This is a genomic window from Kitasatospora sp. NPDC003701, assembly GCF_053587085.1.
In genome coordinates, this window is record NZ_JBSFNM010000036.1 from 22,098 (window position 1) to 43,167 (window position 21,070).

The 21,070-nt window shown below is 74.9% G+C and carries 22 protein-coding genes; 13 read left to right on the forward strand and 9 right to left on the reverse strand.

The features are described from left to right. Positions 1-35: 35 nt before the first annotated feature. Both ACWDRR_RS28280 and ACWDRR_RS28285 read left to right on the forward strand, forming a co-directional pair. Positions 36-389: a MerR family transcriptional regulator gene (locus ACWDRR_RS28280; protein WP_449775067.1), complete on the forward strand. Its 354-nt coding sequence runs from the start codon at positions 36-38 to the stop codon at positions 387-389. A 140-nt stretch (positions 390-529) separates the two neighbouring features. Beyond that, positions 530-2,062, forward strand: coding sequence for an AMP-binding protein (locus tag ACWDRR_RS28285; RefSeq protein ID WP_449775068.1), 1,533 nt, complete (start codon positions 530-532; stop codon positions 2,060-2,062). Here ACWDRR_RS28285 and ACWDRR_RS28290 read toward each other — a convergent pair. Next, positions 2,055-2,846, reverse strand: a complete 792-nt coding sequence (locus tag ACWDRR_RS28290; RefSeq protein WP_449775069.1) for a LuxR C-terminal-related transcriptional regulator — start codon at positions 2,844-2,846, stop codon at positions 2,055-2,057. The two genes, ACWDRR_RS28285 and ACWDRR_RS28290, sit on opposite strands and share 8 nt — an antisense overlap. Positions 2,847-2,990: 144 nt before the next feature. Between ACWDRR_RS28290 and ACWDRR_RS28295 the strand changes: the two genes are divergently transcribed. Both ACWDRR_RS28295 and ACWDRR_RS28300 read left to right on the forward strand, forming a co-directional pair. After that, on the forward strand, positions 2,991-3,824 hold the full coding sequence (locus ACWDRR_RS28295; protein WP_449775070.1) for a TIGR03084 family metal-binding protein: 834 nt from the start codon (positions 2,991-2,993) through the stop codon (positions 3,822-3,824). A gap of 89 nt (positions 3,825-3,913) precedes the next feature. Continuing rightward, positions 3,914-4,402: a hypothetical protein gene (locus ACWDRR_RS28300; RefSeq protein ID WP_449775071.1), complete on the forward strand. Its 489-nt coding sequence runs from the start codon at positions 3,914-3,916 to the stop codon at positions 4,400-4,402. Positions 4,403-4,657: 255 nt separating this feature from the next. Here the strand turns inward: ACWDRR_RS28300 and ACWDRR_RS28305 are convergent, their stop codons facing one another. From ACWDRR_RS28305 to ACWDRR_RS28320, 4 genes are all read right to left on the reverse strand, one after another. Continuing rightward, positions 4,658-5,083, reverse strand: coding sequence for an NUDIX domain-containing protein (locus ACWDRR_RS28305; RefSeq protein ID WP_449775072.1), 426 nt, complete (start codon positions 5,081-5,083; stop codon positions 4,658-4,660). 97 nt (positions 5,084-5,180) lie between these two features. Continuing rightward, positions 5,181-8,516: an error-prone DNA polymerase gene (locus ACWDRR_RS28310; protein ID WP_449775073.1), complete on the reverse strand. Its 3,336-nt coding sequence runs from the start codon at positions 8,514-8,516 to the stop codon at positions 5,181-5,183. A gap of 124 nt (positions 8,517-8,640) precedes the next feature. Further along, the gene (locus ACWDRR_RS28315; protein ID WP_449775074.1) at positions 8,641-10,647 is read right to left on the reverse strand and encodes a DNA polymerase Y family protein; all 2,007 of its coding nucleotides are present in this window, start codon (positions 10,645-10,647) and stop codon (positions 8,641-8,643) included. Between the two features lie 70 nt (positions 10,648-10,717). Continuing rightward, complete coding sequence (locus ACWDRR_RS28320) at positions 10,718-11,473, reverse strand: hypothetical protein (protein WP_449775075.1); 756 nt, start codon at positions 11,471-11,473, stop codon at positions 10,718-10,720. Positions 11,474-11,602: 129 nt separating this feature from the next. Here ACWDRR_RS28320 and ACWDRR_RS28325 point away from each other — a divergent pair, with 129 nt between their 5' ends. From ACWDRR_RS28325 to ACWDRR_RS28345, 5 genes are all read left to right on the forward strand, one after another. Continuing rightward, positions 11,603-12,022, forward strand: a complete 420-nt coding sequence (locus ACWDRR_RS28325) for a hypothetical protein (protein ID WP_449775076.1) — start codon at positions 11,603-11,605, stop codon at positions 12,020-12,022. 138 nt (positions 12,023-12,160) lie between these two features. Beyond that, a complete protein-coding gene (locus tag ACWDRR_RS28330; protein WP_449775077.1) occupies positions 12,161-12,634 on the forward strand; it encodes a carboxymuconolactone decarboxylase family protein in 474 nt (157 codons plus the stop codon). A gap of 174 nt (positions 12,635-12,808) precedes the next feature. Beyond that, complete coding sequence (locus ACWDRR_RS28335; protein ID WP_449775131.1) at positions 12,809-13,270, forward strand: DUF2199 domain-containing protein; 462 nt, start codon at positions 12,809-12,811, stop codon at positions 13,268-13,270. Between the two features lie 122 nt (positions 13,271-13,392). Beyond that, the gene (locus tag ACWDRR_RS28340) at positions 13,393-13,863 is read left to right on the forward strand and encodes an SRPBCC family protein (protein WP_449775132.1); all 471 of its coding nucleotides are present in this window, start codon (positions 13,393-13,395) and stop codon (positions 13,861-13,863) included. 83 nt (positions 13,864-13,946) lie between these two features. Further along, positions 13,947-14,534 (forward strand): DinB family protein, encoded by a 588-nt coding sequence (locus tag ACWDRR_RS28345; RefSeq protein ID WP_449775078.1) that lies wholly within the window; start codon positions 13,947-13,949, stop codon positions 14,532-14,534. Between the two features lie 79 nt (positions 14,535-14,613). On the opposite strand, the gene ACWDRR_RS28350 is transcribed toward ACWDRR_RS28345, so the two are convergent. After that, a complete protein-coding gene (locus ACWDRR_RS28350; RefSeq protein WP_449775079.1) occupies positions 14,614-14,769 on the reverse strand; it encodes a hypothetical protein in 156 nt (51 codons plus the stop codon). 131 nt (positions 14,770-14,900) lie between these two features. Here ACWDRR_RS28350 and ACWDRR_RS28355 point away from each other — a divergent pair, with 131 nt between their 5' ends. Then, positions 14,901-15,818, forward strand: coding sequence for an oxygenase MpaB family protein (locus ACWDRR_RS28355; RefSeq protein ID WP_449775080.1), 918 nt, complete (start codon positions 14,901-14,903; stop codon positions 15,816-15,818). Positions 15,819-15,894: 76 nt separating this feature from the next. Here ACWDRR_RS28355 and ACWDRR_RS28360 read toward each other — a convergent pair whose 3' ends face one another. Genes ACWDRR_RS28360 through ACWDRR_RS28370 form a run of 3 tightly spaced genes read right to left on the reverse strand, consistent with a single transcriptional unit; the run spans position 15,895 to position 17,616 of the window. Further along, positions 15,895-16,320, reverse strand: a complete 426-nt coding sequence (locus tag ACWDRR_RS28360) for an SgcJ/EcaC family oxidoreductase (protein ID WP_449775081.1) — start codon at positions 16,318-16,320, stop codon at positions 15,895-15,897. Positions 16,321-16,345: 25 nt separating this feature from the next. Then, complete coding sequence (locus tag ACWDRR_RS28365) at positions 16,346-16,672, reverse strand: hypothetical protein (RefSeq protein ID WP_449775082.1); 327 nt, start codon at positions 16,670-16,672, stop codon at positions 16,346-16,348. Beyond that, on the reverse strand, positions 16,669-17,616 hold the full coding sequence (locus tag ACWDRR_RS28370) for a DMT family transporter (protein ID WP_449775083.1): 948 nt from the start codon (positions 17,614-17,616) through the stop codon (positions 16,669-16,671). The genes ACWDRR_RS28365 and ACWDRR_RS28370 overlap by 4 nt, the downstream gene beginning before the upstream one ends. Before the next feature lie 143 nt (positions 17,617-17,759). Between ACWDRR_RS28370 and ACWDRR_RS28375 the strand changes: the two genes are divergently transcribed. From ACWDRR_RS28375 to ACWDRR_RS28385, 3 genes are all read left to right on the forward strand, one after another. Next, on the forward strand, positions 17,760-18,680 hold the full coding sequence (locus ACWDRR_RS28375) for a LysR family transcriptional regulator (protein WP_449775084.1): 921 nt from the start codon (positions 17,760-17,762) through the stop codon (positions 18,678-18,680). A gap of 150 nt (positions 18,681-18,830) precedes the next feature. Beyond that, positions 18,831-19,592, forward strand: a complete 762-nt coding sequence (locus ACWDRR_RS28380; protein WP_449775085.1) for a MerR family transcriptional regulator — start codon at positions 18,831-18,833, stop codon at positions 19,590-19,592. Positions 19,593-19,998: 406 nt separating this feature from the next. Then, complete coding sequence (locus ACWDRR_RS28385) at positions 19,999-21,057, forward strand: isopenicillin N synthase family dioxygenase (protein WP_449775086.1); 1,059 nt, start codon at positions 19,999-20,001, stop codon at positions 21,055-21,057. Positions 21,058-21,070: the final 13 nt, after the last annotated feature.

Genomic DNA, 21,070 nt, shown 5'->3' on the forward strand with positions numbered 1-21,070 from the left:
GAGCCGGGCGGTGGCCCGGGAAAGGGTGGGCAGCGGTGCGGATCGGGGAGCTCGCCCGGGTGACCGGCAGCACGGCCAGGGCGCTGCGCCACTACGAGCAGGCCGGGCTGATCGGCTCCTCGCGCGCGGCCAACGGCTACCGGGTGTACGACGGATCGGCGGCCGTGCGGGTCCGCAACATCCGCTCCCTGCTGGCCGCCGGGTTCACCCTGGAGGACGTCCGGCCCTTCCTGTGCTGCCTGGACGGCGACGTGCTGGCCAACCCGCCGTCGGCCACGGCGCTGCGGATCGCCCGGAAGCGGCTGGCCGTCCTGGAACGCCGGATCGCCGTCCAGACCGAGGCCCGGAACCGGCTGGTCGCCGCGCTGGCGGCGGCCGGCGGGGGCTGACACCGGCCGGTCGCCGCGCTGGCGGCGGCGAGCGGGGCCGGCGGCGAGCGGGGCCGGCGGGGACCGGCGCCGGCGGCCCGTCCGGGTGACACCCCCGATCGGGGGTGTGCAGGGGCCACCGGGCGGAGGACAGTGGGCGCATGCAGATTCCACTCTCCGTGATGGACTTCCTCGACCGGGCCGAGCTGGTCTACGGCGACCGGGTCGGCATCGTCGACGAGCCGGTGCAACCCGCCGAATCCTGGGGCGAGCTGAGCTACCGCCGGGTCGCCGAGCTGGCCCGGGCGCAGGCCGCCGGGCTGGACCGGCTGGGCGTGGGGCCGGGCGAACGGGTCGCGATCGTCTCGCACAACTCGGCCCGGCTGATGACCTCGCTCTACGGCGTCAGCGGGCACGGCCGGGTCCTGGTGCCGGTGAACTTCCGGCTGCGGGCGGAGGAGGTCTCCTACATCGTCGAGCAGAGCGGCGCCTCCGTGCTGCTGGTCGACCCCGAGCTCGCCGAGCCGCTGGCCGGCGTCCGCGCCCGGCACACCTTCGTGCTCGGCGCGGACAGCGACGCGCGGCTGTACGACTTCGACCGCGCGCCGCGCCGCTACGACATCGGCGAGAACGACACCGCGACGATCAACTACACCAGCGGAACCACCGCCCGTCCCAAGGGCGTTCGGCTCACCCACCGCAACATCTGGCTGAACTCGGTCCTGATGGGCCTGCACTTCGGCGCGGGTGACCGCGACGTCTACCTGCACACCCTGCCGATGTTCCACGCCAACGGCTGGGGCCTGCCGTTCGCCCTCACCGGGCTGGGCGCGCGGCACATCGTGCTGCGCAAGGTGGACGGCGCCGAGATCCTGCGCCGGGTCGAGCGGCACGGGGTGACCTTCCTGAGCGGCGCGCCCGCGGTGATCCAGATGGTGCTGGACGCGGCGGCCGACTGGGACGGGCCGGTCCCCGGCCGGGACAGGGTGCGGATGATCGTGGCCGGCGCCCCGCCGCCGACCTCGGTGGTGCAGCGGGTCGAGGCCGAACTCGGCTGGGAGTTCATGCAGATCTACGGCCTGACCGAGACCTCGCCGGTGGTCACGGTCAACCGCACGCGCGCCGAGTGGGACGAACTGCCCGCCGGGGAGCGGGCGGAGAAGCTGGTGCAGGCGGGTGCGCCGGCCCTCGGCAACCAGGTGCGGGTGGACGAGGAGGGCGAGGTGCTCGTCCGCGCCAACGTCGTGATGGAAGGCTACTGGCAGCAGCCGAAGGAGACGGCGGAGGCGATCCGGGACGACTGGTTCCACACCGGGGACGGCGGCACCCTCACCGACGGCTACCTGACCATCTCGGACCGGAAGAAGGACGTCATCATCAGCGGCGGGGAGAACGTCTCCTCGATCGAGGTGGAGGACTGCCTGTACGACCACCCGTCGGTGGGCGAGGTCGCGGTGATCGGCGTGCCGGACGAGAAGTGGGGCGAGACGGTCAAGGCGCTGGTCGTGCTCAAGCCCGGGTACGACGTCCTGGAGGCGGACCTCATCGCGCACTGCAAGCAGCGGCTGGCCGGCTACAAGTCCCCCACCTCGGTGGAGTTCCGGGACACCCTGCCGCGGACCACCACCGGGAAGCTGCAGAAGTTCCGGCTCCGCGAGCCCTACTGGGCCGAGCGGGACCGGCAGGTCAACTGACCAGCCCCGACTCCCGGGCCGCCAGGGCGAGTTCGGTGCGGTTGCGGACGCCGAGCTTGTGCATGGCGCTCTTCAGGTAGCCGGTCACGGTGTTGCGGGTGAGGCCCAGCTGGGCGGCGATCTCCGGGTTGGTCCGGCCGGTCGCCGCCCAGCGCAGCACCTCGTGCTCGCGCCGGGTGAGCGGCGCCGACGGCGTCAACGGCCCTGCCGTGCCCGACGGGTGCGGCTTCCGGGCGGCCGGACCGCTCCAGGCGGCGGCGCCGGCCAGCGCCCGGGTCGCGGCCGCGGCGAGCCCGGTGACGGCGCCGATCCGGACGTCCCCGAACGGGACGACCGCGCGCATCGACGCGTACACCACGCCGTGCACGGTACCGCCGTGCAGCAGCGGGACGGTGAGCATCGCGTAGAGGTCCTCGGCGGTGACGGCGGCGTCGTAGTGGTGCGAAATGGTGGTGGCGGCCCGGTAGTCGGGCACCCAGCTGGGGGTGCGCTCGGCCAGCGCGCGGCCGCCCAGGCCGGTCCCGGTGGGGACGGCGAGATCGTGCAGCAGCTCGGCCCGGGTGCCGGCCCAGTGGCGCAGCACCATGCCCTCGGGCCCCCGGCTCCGCCGGTCCGGGCCGGGAACGCCGACCAGGCCGACGTCGGCACCGCAGTCGGCCACCACGCGGCGGGCGAGATCGCCGAGCACGGCGTCCCGGACCAGCTCGGCGGCGCGCACGGCGAGGGCGTCGGCCTCGCGGGGGAGGTCGGCCGCCCGGGCGGGGGTGTCCACGGCCCTTGTCACCGCGCGATTCTCACACGCGGCGCGGCCGGTGGCGAGAGTCGTGACGTGCGTGTTCCGTGGAGTCCCGGGTGGTCGCGGCGGGCGCGGCGTAGGGTGCGGGCGCGGGTTACCGACGAGTCACTACCGAGGGGAACGAGGACGCCCATGACGATGGACGGTGCGGCACCGGAGGGCGCAGCTGTGCTGACCGGCCTGCTCGACGACCTGCGGGTCGAGAGCGAGGCCCTGGACGGCCTGGTGGCCACCCTGGCGCCCGGGGAGTGGGCGGCGCAGACCCCCGCCCAGGGGTGGACGATCGCGCACCAGATCGCCCACCTGGCCTGGACGGACGACTGGACCGCGCTCTCCGCGCGCGACCCGGAGGCCTTCGTCACCGAGTCCGGCCGGGTCTTCGGGGAGCTGCTGGCCGCCGGCGCGGACCCGGTGGACGAGGGCGCGGCGCGCGGCGCCGCGGAGGAGCCCGCGGCACTGCTGGCACGCTGGCGGGCCGGACGGGAACGGCTGTGGACGGCGCTGGCCGCGACACCGGCCGGCCTCAGGCTGCCGTGGTTCGGGCCGCCGATGAAGGCGCCCTCGATGGCGACCGCCCGGCTGATGGAGACCTGGGCGCACGGGCAGGACGTCGCGGACACCCTGGGCGCGGTGCGCGAGCCGACCCCGCGGCTGCGGCACATCGCCCACCTGGGGGTGCGGACCATGGGGTTCGCCTTCACGCTGCACGGGCAGCCGGCGCCGCAGGTACCGGTCCGGGTGGAACTGACCGCGCCGGGCGGCGGGTTGTGGACCTGGGGCCCGGAGGACGCGGCGGACCGGGTGAGCGGACCGGCGCTGGACTTCTGCCTGCTGGTGACCCAGCGCCGCCACCGGGACGACCTGGCCCTGACCGCCACCGGCGCGACGGCGACGGCCTGGCTGCCGATCGCCCAGGTCTTCGCGGGCGCGCCGGGCAAGGGGCGCGCGGCGGGGTCCGACCTCTAGGTGATCAATCGTCAAATAACAGTGCCGATGGACTAAACCACTCCTTTCGGCGATATGCGGAGTTCGTCGACGAATGATGGAATTCCCCCATGATTCGTACTGACGCCTTGCGTACCGTCCTGGCCGGCGCCGCCTTCGCCGCCCTGCTGGCGATCGGCGGCCCGGCCGCCCCCGCCCAGGCCGCCCCCGCCCTGCCCACCGACACACCCGGCTCGTCCCGGGCGGCGGTCCGGGCCGGGACGCCCGCCGCCCATCGGGTGGTCACCTTCGTCCAGGAGTACGGCAAGGCGGTGCTCCACCAGAGCGGCGAGGCCCCGCGCGCCGTGCGCGAGCGCTTCCTCACCCCGCACCTGAACTTCCGGTTGGACGCCTGGGCCGCCGAGCACGGCGCCGACCCGGTGTTCCGCGCCCAGAACGTGCCGACGGAGTGGTCCGTGCAGCAGATCAAGGAGGAGCACGGCTTCGCCTCGATCCGCTTCGTCGAGTACTGGGGAGGCGGCAGCAGCCAGGAGGTCTGGTACACCGTGCGCCTGGGCGATCTGCGGATCGTCGAGCTGAACGACACCCCCGCCTTCTGAGCCCGCGTGCCACTCTCCCCCCAGCCCCGGCGCGGCGCAGGCGCCCCCACGACTGCGCCGCGCCGGCACACCTCGGCGCCCGCACCTCCACGCCCGCGCTGTCACGCCCGCGCCTCCACGCCCGCACCTCCACGCCCGCGCTGTCACCGGCGTCGACCGAGGACATCGCCGAGATCGGCTACCCGGCCTGCAGGGCCCCTGGGCCGGGTGCTGCCACTGGCGCCGGCGCCGGCGCGATCGAACCAGCCGGGTCGCTCACGCGCCGAGCAGGCCGAGGCCGTCGACCGCCGCCGGGGACAGCATCGACCCGGTGAGGCCGGCCAGCGGCATCCACCGGACGCCGTCGGTGGACCCGTCGACCTCGGTGACGGCCAGTGCACCGGGCTTGAGCTCCACGCGGTAGAACAGCCCCACCAGGTGCCAGTGCACCCCGAGCCGGTGGGCCGAGTAACTCCGCGCGTCCACCAGGCGGGCGCTGCGCAGTTCGAGCCCCGTCTCCTCGTGCAGCTCGCGCGCCAGCGTCTCCTGCGGCTGCTCGCCCGGGTCGATCCCGCCACCGGGAAGGTGCCAGAGGCCAGGCAGGAAGACCGGCGAGGCGTCGGAGAGCCGCGTCAGCAGCAACCGCTCCTCCACGGTGGCGATCGCGTACGCCGAAACACGTGAACGTATCTGCTCGGTCACTGCTGCCTGCCTCCGGGTATGACGTGCGACGAGAGTGAACTTCCGTGTGCGAAAGCTCTCTTGATCATGAGCCTAGCCCCTCGCCCGAGGCTCCGGGTCAGACCCCCAGGCGCAGCGGGGTGAGCCGGGTGGCGACCAGGTTGGTGGCGCCGCGGTCCCGTTCGACGTGGCCGTGCACCAGCAGGCCGGCCCGGTCGAGGGCGGTGCGCCGCTGGGACTCCCAGACCGGGCGGCTGCAGATCACGTTGATCAGGCCGGTCTCGTCCTCCAGGCTGAGGAACAGCACCCCGCCCGCCGTCGGGGGGCGCTGGCGGTGCGTCACCAGGCCGCCGACCACCACCGCCGCGCCGGGTTCCACGCCCGGCAGCTCGGCGGCGGTCAGCGCGCCGCCGCGCTCCAGATGCGCGCGCAGGTGCTGGACGGGGTGGCTGGTCGCGGAGGCGCCGGTGGCCCAGAGGTCGGCGATGGTCTCCTCGACCGGGGTCATCTCGGGCAGCGGCGGAGCCTCGGTCCCGGGCGTGGTGCCGGGGATCAGCGCCGCCGAGACCCCGGCGAACGCCCCGGCCGCCCACAGTGCCTGGCGCCTGCTCAGCTCGAAGCAGCCGAACGCGCCCGCCGCGGCGAGGGCCTCCAGCACCGGCGCGGCCAGACCCGTCCGGCGCGCGAAGTCCTCCAGGTCCGCGTACGGCTGCCCGGCCGCGATCGCCTCGGCCTGCGGGGTGCCGACACCGCGGACGGTGTCCAGCCCGAGCCGGATGGCCGGCTGCGGTTTGCCCGCGGTGAGCGGCGGGACCGGGGTCGGCCCCCGGTACGGCTCCAGGGTCGGCCGGGGCCCGCTGGCGTTGACGTCCACCCCGCGCACCCGCACCCCGTGCCGCCGGGCGTCCGAGATCAGGCTGAGCGGTGCGTAGAAGCCCATCGGCTGGTTGGCCAGCAGCGCGCAGGTGAAGGCCGCCGGGTAGTGGTGCTTGAGCCAGGCGCTCGCGTACACCAGGTAGGCGAAGCTGATCGCGTGGCTCTCCGGGAAGCCGTAGCTGGAGAAGGCCTCGATCTTGACGTAGACGTCCTCGGCGGTCTCCGGCGGGATGCCGCGCTCGGCCATGCCGTTCAACAGCCGCTCGCGCAGCCGGGCGACCCGCTCGTGCGAGCGTTTGGAGCCCATCGCCTGGCGCAGCAGGTCCGCCTCGGCGGGGGTGAACCCGGCGCAGTCGATGGCCAGTTGCATCATCTGCTCCTGGAACAGCGGCACCCCGAGGGTCTTGCCGAGCGCGTTCTCCATCAACGGGTGCGGACAGCCCGCCGGTTCGACCCCGGCCCGGCGCCGCAGGTACGGGTGGACCGATCCGCCCTGGATCGGGCCCGGGCGGATCAGCGCCACCTCGACCACCAGGTCGTAGAAGTGGTCCGGCTTGAGGCGCGGCAGGGTCGCCATCTGGGCGCGCGACTCGACCTGGAAGACCCCGACCGTGTCGGCCCGGCGCAGCATCGCGTACACGCCCGCGTCGTCGTCCGGGATGGTCGCCAGGTCGTAGCGCACACCGTGGTGCTCGGCGATCAGGTCGCAGGTGTCGTGCAGGGCGGAGAGCATGCCGAGCCCGAGCAGGTCGATCTTGACCAGCCCGGCACCGGCGGTGGAGTCCTTGTCCCACTGCAGCACCGACCGCCCCGGCATCCGGGCCCACTCGGTCGGGCAGAGCTCGGCGATCGGCTCCCGGGTGAGCACCATGCCGCCCGAGTGGATGCCCAGGTGGCGCGGCAGGCCGTGCAGCTGCCCGGCCAGGGCGAGCACGTCGGCCGGGATGACGGCGTCCACGCCGGGCGGGGAGCGGAAGTCGCTCTGCCGGCTGAACGCGTCCACCTGCCCCTGCGGGTAGCCGAGCACCCGGGCGGCGTCGCGCAGCGCCAGCCGGGGCCGGTAGGTGATCACATTGGCGACCTGGGCGGCGTGCTCGCGCCCGTAGCGGCGGTAGACGTACTGGATGACCTCCTCGCGGCGGCGGTTCTCGATGTCCAGGTCGATGTCGGGCGGCCCGTCCCGGGCGGTGGAGAGAAAGCGTTCGAACAGCAGCCGGTAGTGGATCGGGTCGACGGCGGTGATGCCGAGCGCGTAGCAGACCGCCGAGTTGGCCGCCGAGCCCCGACCCTGGCACCAGATGGACTCGCGGCGGCAGAACTCGACGATGTCGTGGACGATCAGGAAGTACCCGGCCAGGTCCAGGTCCTCGATGACGTCCAGCTCCTTGGCGAGCTGCCGGCGGGCGGGCCCGTTCCCGGGCCCGAAGCGGGCCGGGCCGCCGTCGGCGACCAGCGCGCGCAGATGGCTGATCTCGGTGTGCCCCGGCGGGACGGGGAAGCCGGGCAGCTCCGGGTCGAGCCGGGTGAAGTCGAACGCGCAGGCCCGGGCCAGGTCGACGGTGGCCTGCCGCACCCCCGGGAAGCGGGCCAGCCGGGCCGCCATCTCGCGGCCCGAGCGCAGGTACGCGGTGCCGGACGCCTGGGTCCAGCCCGCCGCGTCCTGGAGCGTCCGGCGTTCGTGCAGGGCGGCCAGGCTCTGCGCCAGCCGGCCCTGGGCCGGGCCCGCGTGGTGGGCGTTGGTGGAGGCGACGACGGGGAGGCCGAGCCGGGCCGCCAGGGCGGCGAGGGCGTCGTTGCGCAGGTCGTCGCCGGGCAGCCACTGGTCGATCAGCTCGACGTGGACGTTCTCGCGGCCGAACGCCTCGGTGAGGGTGCGCAGCCGGCGCTCGGCCTCGCGGGTGCCTTCGCCGGTTCCGGCGTGGGCGCCGGCGGCCGTTGCGGCCGTTGCGGCGGCTCCGGCTGTTCCGGCGGCTGAGGCGGTTCCGGCTGCTGAGGCGGCTCCGGCGGCTCCGGCGGCGAGTGCGGCCGGTACCCGGCCGAGGCGGCAGCCGGTGAGCACCGCCCAGTGGCCGTCGTGCGCGTCGGCGAGCGCGGCGAAGTCGTACGCCGGCCGGCCCTTGGCCCCGCCCGCCAGCTGGGCGGCCCCGATCGCCGCGGAGAGACGGCGGTAGCCGGCCGGATCCCGGGCCAGCACCAGCAGGTGCTCCACCTCCTGGTCGCGGCGCAGCGTCAACTCGGCGCCGAACACCGTGCCGATGCCCGCCTCGCGGGCCGCCTCGGCGAAGCGGACGGCGCCGTAGAGGCCGTCGTGATCGGTGAGCGCGAGCGCCTCGATGCCCAGCCGGGCGGCCTCCGCGACCAGCTCCTCGGGATCGCTGGCACCGTCGAGGAAGCTGAAGGCCGAGTGGACGTGCAGCTCCGCCCAGGCCGGGTCGCCGGTCGGCTCGGCCGGCCCGGGGCCCCGGCCCTCGGCGCGGCGCAACGGCACCACCTCGCCGACGGCCGGGCCCGGCCGGCCGCCGGTCAGGCGCCGGTGCAGTTCGCTCCAGGGGAGCGTGGGGTGGCTGGTGAATCCCATCGGGGGTTGTCGCCTTCGGTCTCGCTCGTGTGCTGCCTCCCCCGCCCTGGTCCTGCTGTGCTCGGCCCCGCGTCCTCCGTCCTACGCCGCTGCGCCCCCTGCCTGCCTGCCTGCCTGCCTGCCGTCAGTCGTAACCCGCCTCCACGAACCACTCGCCGTTCTCCACCGTGAGCAGCAGCGCGCGACCGTCCGTCACCGTGACCTGGAAGCGCGCCCGGCGGCGGGCCCGCGACTGGTCCCACCAGTACTCGACCGCCGGCCAAGGCCCGGTCCAGCCGGCCACCCCCAAGTCCCGCCCGCGCACCGCGATCCGGACCGGGCGGGCCGACACCCCCGCCCGGCCGTCCACCACCACCGGCAGTCCGTCCGCGTCCAGCACCTCCACCGGCACCGGGGCGCGGTGCACCACGGCCGGCCAGACGTCCCGCAGCCGCCCCGGCCAGGGCGCGTCGGCCGGCGCCGCCGGGTCGTACGGCTCGCCCCACGGCACCCGGACCACCTGCTCGCCCGGCCCCCGCCCGCCGGCCGGCTCGATCCGGCGCAGCCCGGCGTGCCCGAGCACCGCCTGGACCCGGGCCACCGCACGCTCCACCCGGTCGTCCGCGACCGCCTGCCCCCAGAGCGCCAACTGCCGCCCCTGGTCGGGCGAGAGGTCGTCGGGCACGAGCCGCAGGGCGGTGAAGCCCGCGTCGTGCGACCGCCCGTCGTCCGACACGGCGAACGTACCCGCGCCCTGCCAGGCCTGGAGCTGCCAGCGGACGCGTTCGGCGAGCGCCGTCGCCGACAGCCGGCCCTCGTGCCGCCAGAGCCGCGAGACGGTCCGCCCGTCCGCGCAGACCACCTCGACGGCGACCCGCTGGCAGGTCAGGCCCGCCCCGGCGAGCTGCCGGTGCAGCTGCTCGGCCAGGGTGCGGGCGACGAACACCAACGGTTCGGCGAGCGGCTCCGGCGGGTCGAAGCACTGCTCGACGGAGAGGTCCGGGCCCTCCGTACGCGGTACCAGCGGGCGCGGCTGCAGTCCCCGGGCCAGCCGGTGGGCGGTCGTGCCCGTCGGACCGAAGCGGTCCGCGACCGCCTCGGCGGGCAGCGCGGCGAACGCCCCGACGGTGGGCAGGCCGAGCCGGTCCAGCAACTCCGCCAGCCCCTCGTCACCGAGCGCGGCCACCGGGTAGGGCGCCAGGAACTCCGCCGTCCGGCCGGCCGGCACCAGCACCCCCGCCCGGGCCGCCAGCACGGCGGCGAACAGGCCGTCGGCGACTCCGACGTGGGCCCGGGGAGCCGCATCCGCCCCCGCGGGCCGCCCGGGCCCGGCCGACGCCTGGGCGGCGTGCGGCTCGGACGGGTGCGGCTCGGGCGGGTGCGGCTCGGGCGGGTGCGGCTCGGGCGCGTGCGGCTCCACCGCGTACGGCTCGGGCGGGCGGGCGAACCCGCCCGGGGCGCCGTCCCGTGCCGCGGGCGCGGCGGCGAACAGCCCGTCCACCGCACCGGCCCGCCGCCGCGCCGCCGCACGGTCGGCCTCCGCCGGGTGCGTCCACGCGGCGCGGACGGGGGTGTCGGTGTCGGTGTCGGTGTCGGCGTCGGCGTCGGCGTCGGCGTCGGCGTCGGCGTCGGCGTCGGTCGGAGTCTCGGCGTCGGCGTGGGGCCCCGGCGGGTGCGGGCGCCCGGTGGGCTCGGGGTCGGCGGGATGGGTCTGCCCACCCGGGCCCTCCCCGCCCGGCGCCTCCTCCCCGTCCCGGTCCGCCGTGCCGGCCAGTGCGGCCGACACCGCCCGCTGCACCTTCGCCGTCAACGCCTCCTCACCACCGAAGTACCGGCTCGGCCCCTTCATCGGGATCGCGCAGAGACCCGGGCGCAGCACCTCCACCCGGGGCGTGAACGCCTCGACCGCCGCAACCACCGGTTCGAACCGCCGGGTCTCCGCCTCCGGGTCGCGCTCGCGCAGCTCCAGCGCGGGGCAGAGCCGCTGGGCCAGCTTGAGCCGCTGCCCCTGCCGCACCCCGGCCGCCCGAGCCGCGTCCGAACAGGCCAGGATCCGCCCACCGGCGACCACCGCGACCGGGGCGTCGCTCCCGCCGTCCGCACGTCCTTCGACCGCCACGACCGGCCAGTCCGGGCACCAGACCACCAGCACCCGCGGCGTCCCGGGCGTCCCGGTCGCTCCGGTTGCCTCAGGTGTTCCGGGCACTCCGCCGCCGGCCATCTCACACCACCGCCATACGGTCGAGGCCCGCCCCGGCCCCCGACGGCACGTCCTCCCCCACCCCGGCCGGCTCGGCCACCGCCCGCACCTCGCCGTGCGCGTCCGGCAACCAGAGCCGGGCGGTGCGCCCGCGCACCGCCGAGCCGCGTCCCTCGGCCACCACCTCCACCTGCCGCCCGGTGAGCTGACCGTGGCCGTCCCCCAGCCCGAACCACCGGCCGGAGCGCACCTCCAGCCGCAGCCCCGCCCCCGGCCACGGGCCGGCCACCAGCAGCACGCACCCGCTGCGCCGCAGCACGGCCGCCAGCCGGGCGGCCGGCTTGGGCGCCACCGGTCCGTCCGGGCGCAGCATGATCAGCTCGACCGCCCCGGCCAGCACCGACACCACCTCGGCCCAGTGCGGCCCGGGGTCGTCCGCCACCAGCAGCCGCCGCAGGTCGAGCCCGTACCCGGCGGCCGCGGCCAGTCCGAGATCCGGCAGCCCGACCGCCGCCGCCCAGCCACCGTCCGACTCCCGCGCCCCGGCCGCCAGCGCGAGCAGCAGCCCGGTGTCCTCGGCCCCGACCGACACCGTCGTCCCCCGCCGCAGCCCGCCCTCCGGCAGCACCGCCCCCAGCGCGGGCAGCACCGGCAGCAGCCCACGCCGACCGGCGGCCGCAGCCGTACCGGTACCGGCCCCGAGCGCAGCCGCCGACACCACCGGCCGGAGCGGCTGCCGCTCGGCGGTGGATTCGAAAACAGATTCGAAAACGGGCACGCCCCCAGGATCGAACATTCGTTCGCAAAGATTCAAGTCTGCTTAACCCACCCCACCGGTCACTCTCCGTTGCCCCGGACCCGTCGACCCCGGGATTCCCCGCCGATCGGGCCGCGTACGCTCGGCTCCGTGCCACGCCACCCGAAGAAGCCCCGCCTACTGGTCGCCGACGGGCGCGCGTACCTGTGGACGCTCCGCCACCGCCACCGTGTGCGGGACGACGGCCGGTCCCCGGAGTGCCGCGAGACCCTCACGCTGTACCCGCAGCCCGCCGGCACCGGCGGCCCGCTGCGCATCGTGTTCACCGAGGGCCCGGACCGGTACGTCCCGGGCGGGTTCCCCCTGGGCTCCGGGGACGTCGGGTACGTCCGGGGCGGCTCCCTGAACCTGCACGAACCGGGCGCCGTCCGAGCCCTGCTCGACGCGGCATCGGCCCACGGGTGGCAGCCGGGGGAACCGCGGGCGGTGGAGATCGACGGCTGGTCCCTGCTGGAGGAGGCGGCCGCCGCCCGACCCGGGGACGCCGGCCCGGCCGACCCACCGGCGTGAGCCCCGGGCCGGCACGGGGACCACGCGCGGCACGGAACATCCGCGTCACAGCGTCCGCGTCACAACATCCCTGTCACAACTCGCCGGGCTGTCTCGTCCAAGATGTGCAACTGCCAGACACCGGCCATGGAGCGCATCATGGAAGCACGCCTGAACCCCTTCACCAACCCCGTACTCGGCAAGGTCTACAAGCACATCATCGCCGCGAACAAGGTCCTTGAGGGCTCGACCCTGCCGGCCTCGACGCAGGAGCTGGTGAAGCTCCGAGCCAGCCAGATCAACGGGTGCGGCTTCTGCACCGACATGCACTTCAAGGACGCCGTGCACGCCGGAGAGTCCGCCGAGCGCCTCAACCTGGTCGCAGCCTGGCGGGAGGCCACGGTGTTCACCGAGGCCGAGCGCGCGGCGCTGGAACTCGCGGAGGAGGCCACCCGCATCGCCGACGCGGCCGGCGGCGTCCCCGACAGGGTCTGGGCGAACGCCGCCCAGCACTACGACGAGGACCAGCTCGGCGCCCTGGTGGGGGTCATCACCGTCATCAACGCCTTCAACCGCGGGAACGTCATGCTCCAGATGCCCGCCGGCGACTACCGCCCCGGCCAGTTCGCCTAGCCGGGAGCACCGCCCGGGACGGCCGGATCCGGTTCCGGCCCTCCCGGGCGGTGGCGTGCGCCCCGCCACCCGCGGATCGCTGCCGCATCGGATCCGATCACTAGGCTTCAGCCCATGACCAGTGACCTCGGATTCACCTGCTCGTGCTGCGGCGAGCACCACACGCAGCTGCCGATGAACTACTCGCCGACGGCCCCCTACGTGTGGGATCCGAGCTTCGCCGAGGAGCCCGACTGTCTGCTCTCATCGGATCAGTGCGTCATCAGAGCCCAGCACTACTTCGTCAAGGGTCTGATCGAGATACCGGTCGTCGACAGCGATGACGTCTTCTCCTGGGGCGTCTGGGTCTCCCTGAGCCGGGAGAACTTCGCCCGCGCCGCAGACCTGTGGGACACACCCGGGCGCGAATCCGAGAAGCCGTACTTCGGGTGGCTGACCACCGAGCTTCCCGTCTACTCGCCCAGCACCCTGAACCTGAAGACCAACGTCTGCACCAGGCCCGTCGGCCGGCGTCCCCTCGTCGAGCTCGAACCCACCGACCACCCTCTCGCCGTCGAGCAGCGGACCGGCATCACCCTGGCCCGCGTGCGCGAAATCGCCGAGGCCGTTCTGCATTCGGCCGACGACCACGCCTGACCCGGCCGGACACCCGCACCGTGGCCCGCATCACACTGACGAGCCGTCACATTCCGGCGGGGCAGGGCGTCTTCCTGGCGCACGAGGAGGACGAACCGCTCGACCGAGGAGGACGGCCCGCCATGGAGACCATGACCGTCGAACGCGTCATCGACGCCCCCATCGACGACGTGTTCAGCTGGCTCACCACGACCACCAACTACACGGCGTCGCCACTGGTGCTGCGCTGCCGCCTCGCGCGGCGCGGCGCCGAGGCGCCCTACGGCGTCGGCGCCGTTCGCCACCACCTGTGGCTGATCGGCTGGTTCAGCGAGCGCATCACCCACTACGACCCCCCGTACGCCACCGAGTACGTCGTCGACCGGAGCCTGCCGCCGTCCCGTCACGAGCTCGGCCGCATGACGTTCACGGAGGTCGACGGCGGCACCCGGGTCCGGTGGACCACCCGCGCCGAGGTCGGGATCCCGCTGCTCGGCGGCCTGCTCACCCGCCGGCTCGCCCGGCCGGTCATCACCCGTACGTTCCGGAACATCCTCGACGCCGCCGCCACCGCACTGTCCGCGCCTCCCGGCCGGACCGCTCCGAACCGCTGAGCGCCCTTCACCGGACCGCCGGTGGTGCGGGGGTTGCGCCAATGTCGGTGGACAGGGATCGCCCGGGCGACAGACTGATCCGCATGATCGGATCAGATTCCAAGGCGGACCTTCGGATGTACCTGCAGGACGCGCGCGACGCCCTGCTCTGGAAGCTCGACGGGCTGCAGGAGTACGACCTGCGCCGCCCCATGACGCCGACCGGCACCAATCTGCTGGGGCTGGTCAAGCACGCGACCGGCGCCGAGGCGGTCTACTTCGGCGACACCTTCGGGCGGCCGTTCGCCGGAACGCCGCTCTGGATCACCGGCGACGCCGAGCCGAACGCGGACCTGTGGGCGACCCCCGACGAGACGCGGGAGCAGATCGTCGGGCGGTACCGCGAGGCCTGGGCCCACGCGGACGCGACGATCGAGTCGCTGCCGCTCGACGCGGTCGGCCGGGTGCCGTGGGGGAACCGGAGCGAACTGACGCTCCACCGGGTCCTCGTCCACATGGTCGCGGAGACCCAGCGGCACGCCGGGCACGCCGACGTCGTCCGGGAACTCATCGACGGGACCACGGGGTTGCGGCCCGGGGACGACAACATGGCGCCCGGCGACCGCACGTGGTGGGAGCAACACCGGAACCGCGTGGAGCGCGCGGCCCGGGAGGCCGAGCGGCGCGCCTGATGATCCGCGCCCCCTGATCACCGGGGGGCGCGGGGCGAAGGGGAGCTGACCCGGCATGCCGTGGGAGCCCCGCCCGCCGTCAGCCGGCGCCTTCGGGACCGCGGTGCTCGGCCGGCATGGAACCGTGGTGCTCCACCGGCCGTTCGGTGCCGAGTTTCGCCCAGCACCAGTACGCGAAGCCGGCGACGGCGACCAGCCCGACCGGGATCAGACCCACGAGAAGCCGTTCGAGCACGCCCGTCCCTCCCCCCGGCGGCCGACCCGACGTTGCCGTCTCCCGGAAGAGCCTGGGCCCACGACGGCGGCACGGCGGTCCGCCGCTGTGGCCTCGTTGACCCGTCCCTGACCGGCCCCTAGGGTCGGCCTGTGCAGCGATACGACTGGCTGAAGAAGATTCAGCGGATGGACCCGGAGACCGAGTTCACCGAGATCTACCGGATCAGCAGCTGGTACGAGTTCCCGTGGGACACCACCCAGTCGCTCGGCTTCGCGCTCTACCGCACCTACGCGGTGCCGAGCATCGGCCGGCTGCTCGCGCGGACCGGGGAGTTCACCCGCCGCACCCAGAAGCGCTACGACGACACCCTGCTGATCCTGGAGGCCGTGGTCGAGCACGGTTTCGCCTCGGAGCAGGGCCGGGAGGCGATCCGGCGGATGAACCGGATGCACGGCCGGTACGACATCTCCGACGACGACTTCCGGTACGTGCTCGCCACCTTCGTCGTGGTGCCCAAGCGCTGGCTGGACGACTACGGCTGGCGCCCGTACTCGGCGCACGAGGTGCGGGCCGCCACCAACTACTACCGCGAACTGGGCCGCCACATGGGCCTGCGCGACATCCCCGAGACGTACGACGCCTTCGAGCGGCTGCTGGACGACTACGAGCGCGCCCACTTCGGCCACGACCGGGGCGGCCGGGACGTCTCGGACGCCACCCTCGGCCTGATGGCCTCCTGGTACCCGGCGCCGCTGCGGCCCTCGATGCGGATGTCCTCGATCTGCCTGCTCGACGACCCACTGCGCGAGGCCTTCGGTTACCCCAGGCCCCCGGCCGCACTCCGGTACGCCGTCCGCGCCGGCATGCGGCTGCGCGGCCGGCTGGTCCGCCTGCTGCCGCCGCGCCGCACCCCGTTCCTGGCCCGTGACGGCCGGCAGGTCCGCAGTTACCCGGGCGGCTACCGGATCGGCGAGCTCGGCACCTTCGAGGAGGGCGCCGCACCCCGGGGCGGCTGCCCCTTCCCGCACGCCGCGCCCCAGGAGCCCGCGCCCAGCCCGGAGGGCTGACCTCGGCACCTCCGCGCCGGCCTCCCCGCCGGCCTCCCCGCCGGCCTCCGCGCCGGCCTGCGCGCCGGGCGGGCCCTCACGCGGGCAGGACGAGGGTGTTCTGGCAGGCGGTCAGGAGCCAGCGGCCGTCCTCCTTGGCCATCACGTAGAGCGGGCTGCCCTCCTCGCCGATCTGTTCGCCGGCCAGGGTGAGGTAGCGCTGGCGGACCTTGACCGCGGCGACGTCGGGGCGGACGAAGAGGATGTGCACCACCTCGTAGTCGGCGGTGGTGCCGGAGTCCCGGAAGGCTCCCGGGAGCACCTTGCGGGTGAACTCGGCGATCTCGTCGCGGCCGGTGAACCGCCTGCCGTGGGCGGTGGTCCAGATCGCGTCCGCACGGAAGAGGTCGATGAACTCCTCGGGGAGCTCGTTCAGTTGGGCGTGCTGGACGGTGGCGACGACCTGCCTGACGGCTTCGGTGTCGGCAGCGGCGTCCGTGGTGTGCGCGGTCATGGTCACCATGATGGAAGTTCAAGCCGACTTGAGGTCAAGTGCCGTGGGCGGCCCGGTGACGGGATCGACGGCCGGCGGGCCGGGGAGGCGGCGGGTCGGGGAGGCGACAGGTGGACCGGGAGGAAGGCCGTCGCGAGGAGCGCATCCGGTCCACCCAGGCACCGGCGGGCAGGCCGACGACCAGGAACGCGAGGGTGCCGAGGGTGGCCAGGGCCCCGACCTGCCCGGCGCTCGCGTCAAGGGCGGTGACGGCGATCAGGGGCAGCCCGACGTAGCCGATGTCGGTACCGGGCCGGGTGAGCGCGGTGGCGGTGAACAGGGTGCGGAAGTCGCCTATCCGCCAGGGTGATCCGGAGCTCATGGTCGGTTCGTTCGATCGGTGCGGGCGAAGGGGACGGGGGTCGCCGGCGCGGCCGGGCGGGCCGTGACCGGCCGTTCCCGGGGGCGGTGCGGGCGGGTCAGGAAGACCCCGGCCAGCACCACGATCATTCCCGTGACGGTCCGGGCGCTCAATGGCTCGTCGAGGACGAGCGCGCCGAGCCCGGTGGAGACGACCGGCAGCAGATAGCCGACGGTGGCGGCGGCGGTGGCGCCCTCGGTGGCGATGAGCCGGTAGTTGAGGTGGAAGGTGAGCCCGGTGGAGAGCACCCCGAGGACGGCGACCGCCGCCAGCGCCCGGAGGTTGAACCCGTCCGTGGTGCCGGCGGCGGCCGGCAGTGCGAGCGTGCCCAGACCGGCCGCGACGGTGAGCTGGGCGGCGGAGAGGGCGAGCGGGGCGGTGCCGGTGCCGGTGAGCACGCGGCCCATGTAGGTGAAGGCCACCGCGTAGCTGGCGGCCGCGCCCAGCAGGGCGAGCACGCCCCAGCCGGAGGCGCCGCCCTGCTGCGCCGACCCTGCGCCCTGCCACGGCGAGAAGATCAGCAGCACCCCCGCGAAGCCGAGCAGCAGCCCGCCGAGGCGCCGCGGGTGCCACCCGCGCTCCGTCCCGAGCGCCAGGCCGATCAGCAGCGACCAGAGCGGAGTGGTCGCGTTGAGCACTCCGGCCGGCCCGGAGCCGACGGTCCGCACGCCCAGGGCGGCCAGGAAGAAGGGCAGCGCGTTGCAGAAGAAGGCCGCCACGGCGAGCCGGAGCCAGACCGCGGCGCCGCGCGGCAGCCGCTGCCGGGCGGCGCGGGCGAGCAGGAGCAGCACGGCGGCCCCGAGCGCGGAGCGCGCCACGGTGATCTGCAGCGGGGTCAGCCCGTTCTGCAGCGCGAGTTTGGTCCACAGGAAGCCCGAGCCCCAGAGCAGGGCGAGAACGGCCATCCGCACCACGGGACACCTGCCTTTCGTCGGTCGGCCTCCCGCCCGGGAGTGCCGAGTACGAACGCTGCCCCCCGGGACACGACAGGACAAGTGAAATGTTCTGCAGCATGTTTAAGCCCGTCTACACCTTTATGCTGGGCCGCATGCTCGATGTGCGACGTCTGCAGGTGCTCCGCGCGGTGGTCACCGGCGGCTCGGTGAGCGCGGCCGCCACCGCGCTCGGCTACACCCCGTCCGCCGTCAGCCAGCAGGTGGCGGCCCTGGAGAAGCAGACCGGGACGGCGCTGCTGGAACGCGCCGGGCGCGGGGTGCGGCCGACCGCCGCCGGGCTGCTGCTCGCCGAGCACGCCGCCGTCGTCGAGCGGCAGCTGGCCGAGGCCGGGACGGCGCTCGCCGATCTGCTGGCCGGGCGCAGCGGCTCCCTGGCGGTCCGCTACTTCGCCACGGCGGGCGCCGCCCTGGTGGCGCCCGCGGTCGCGGCCTTCCGCGCCGGGCACCCGGGGGTGCGGCTCGGCCTCGCGATGACCGACCCCGAGGACCCGCTGCAGGACGTGCTCCGGGGCCGGGCCGACCTGGCGGTGGTGGTCCGGCCCGGCGGGCGCGAGCACCCCGGGCTGCGCCTCGTCCACCTGCTCGACGACCCGTACCGCGCCGTCCTGCCGAAGGGCCACCGGCTCGGCGCGAAACGCGTCCTCGACCTCGCGGACCTGGCCGACGAACCGTGGGTCGGCAGCGAGCGGGCCGGCCCCTGCCTCGACATCGTCCTGGACGCCTGCGCCGGGGCCGGCTTCCGCCCCGGCTTCGCGGTGGACAGCGAGGACTACCCGACCGCGCAGGGCTTCGTGGCGGCCGGGCTCGGGGTGGCGCTGGTCCCCCTGCTGGGCCTGGCCCAGCGCCACCCCGGGGTGACCGTGCGGAAGGTCCGCGCGCCGGAGCCGGTCCGCGCGATCCACGCCGCCGTCCGGGAGACCGCCTGGGGCCGGCCCGCCCTCGCGCACCTGGTCGCCGCCCTGCGGGAGACGGCGCGCGCGGCGCGGCCGACCGCCCCGGCGGCACGGGCCTGACCGCGCGGCGCCGGCCCGGGCGGTGGACGCGTCCGGTGCGTCGGCGCGGCCCGGACCGCCGGACTTGAAGCTGCCGCAGCGGCAGCTTCTACCGTCCTGTTCAGGGCCGGAGCGACCGGCCCGGTGAGGCGAAGAGGTGAGGAGACGGCGATGGCCTGGCCGATCGCGGAGGTCGCACGGATGTCGGGTGTCACGGCCCGCACGCTCCGGCACTACGACGAGATCGATCTGCTGCCGCCCGCCCGGATCGGCTCCAACGGCCACCGCTACTACGAGGAGGCGCAGTTGCTGCGACTGCAGCAGATCCTGGTCCTGCGGGCGCTCGGGGTGGGCCTGTCCGAGATCGGGCTGATCGTGGCCTCGCAGGTGGACGAGCTGGAGGCCCTGCGCGGTCACCGGCGCCGGCTGCTCGCCGAGCGCGACCGGCTGGACACCCTGGCCGCCACCGTCTCCCGCACGATCGCCGAACTGGAGCAGTCCAGGAAGGACGGCACACCCATGACCGGCATCAACCGACCGGAGAACCTGTTCGAGGGCGTCCGGCCCGCCGACTACGAGGAGACCCTGCGCGACTGGCCGGAGCTGGCCGAGCAGGCCCGCCGGGCCACGGCCGCGATGAGCGGGGCCGAGATCGAGGCCGGGCAGCGCGAGCGCACCGCGCTGATGATCCGGCTGGCCGAGCTGATGACCGCCGGCACCCGCGCCGACGCCGACGCGGTGCAGGCGGAGGTCGACGGGCAGTACCGCTCGCTGACCGCGCTCCGGCCGGTCACGGCCGAGGAGTACCGCGCGATCGGGCGCTCCTGCGTGGAGAACGAGCCGTGGCGCGCCGCGTACGAGGCGATCGCACCGGGTCTCGCGGCGTACCAGCGCGACGCCATCGAGGCGTACGCCGCGGCCCGCCTCGCCTGAACCGCCGGCCGTGCCGCCGCCCCGGAGGGACGGGTTCCGGGCGGCGGCACGGCCCCGGGGGCCGTCTCCGGGGCGCGGGCGGGAGCGCCGCGCCCGGGCGGATCCCGGGGCGGCCGGAGGGTGATTGTCAGGGCCACGACACGAACTCGACGCACGGGTCTCCCCGCCGGTACGACCGTCATCTAGGCTGGTGACGTGCTCATACTTGTTCGCCGTCTTCACGTGGACCTGCTCCGCGTGACGAGCATGTCCTGTCGACGCTCCAGCTGAACCTCGCGCCTCCCACCCTCATGCGCGGTCCCCGGCGACCGCGTCCCCCCTCCTGGCCCCGAGGCTCCCGCCGCACCAGGCGTGGCCCCGGCGCCCCCGGTCGATCACCGGGAACGGCCAGGACGAGACCCAGCGGATGTCACCCATGACGCAGCAGCACCCCTCCACCTCCCCCTCGGCCACCCCCGCGGACGCCCTCCCCGTGATCGACCTGTCGCTCGCCGACGGCACCCCCGAGGACCGGCTCCGTCTGCACGACGAGCTGCGGGCCGCGGCCACCGGCGTCGGCTTCTTCCAGCTCGTCGGCCACGGCGTCACCCCGGCCGAGACGGCCGCCCTGATCGACGCGATGCGGGCGTTCTTCGCCCTGCCGCAGGCCGACCGGCTCGCCGTGAGCAACCTCAACTCCCCGCACTTCCGCGGCTACACCCGCACCGGCGACGAGCTCACCGGCGGCAGCCAGGACTGGCGGGACCAGCTGGACATCGGCGCCGAGCTGCCCCCGCACGTCCCGGGGCAGGGCGAGCCGCCGTACTGGTGGCTGGAGGGCCCGAACCAGTGGCCCGGGGCGCTCCCGGAGCTGCGGACCGCCGCGCTCGGCTGGATCGACCGCCTCGGCGCGGTCGCCCAGCGGCTGCTGCACGAACTCCTCGCCGCGATCGGCGCCCGCCCCGACTTCTACGACTACGCCTTCGCGGGCCACCCCCACCTGCGGCTGAAGCTGGTCCGCTACCCCGGCACCGCGCCCGACGGCGCCGGCCAGGGCGTCGGCGCGCACAAGGACTACGGCTTCATCACCCTGCTGCTCCAGGACACCGTCGGCGGCCTCCAGGTCGAGCGCGCGGACGGCAGCTTCCTGGAGGTCCCGCCCCTGGACGGCGCCTTCGTGGTCAACCTGGGCGAGCTGCTGGAGGTCGCCACCGACGGCTACCTGAAGGCCACCAACCACCGCGTGGTCAGCCCGGCCGGCGCCCGCGAGCGGTTCTCCGTCCCGTTCTTCTACAACCCCCGCCTCGACGCCCACATCGAGCCGCTGGACTTCCCCCTCGCGCACCACGCGCCCGGCGCCACCCAGGACCCGGGCAACCCGCTCTTCGCCGAGTTCGGCCTCAACGAGTGGAAGGGCTACACCCGGGCCCACCCCGAGGTCACCCGCCGCCACCACCCCGACCTCGCCGACGCCGGCTCCCGCTGACCCGCCACGGCCC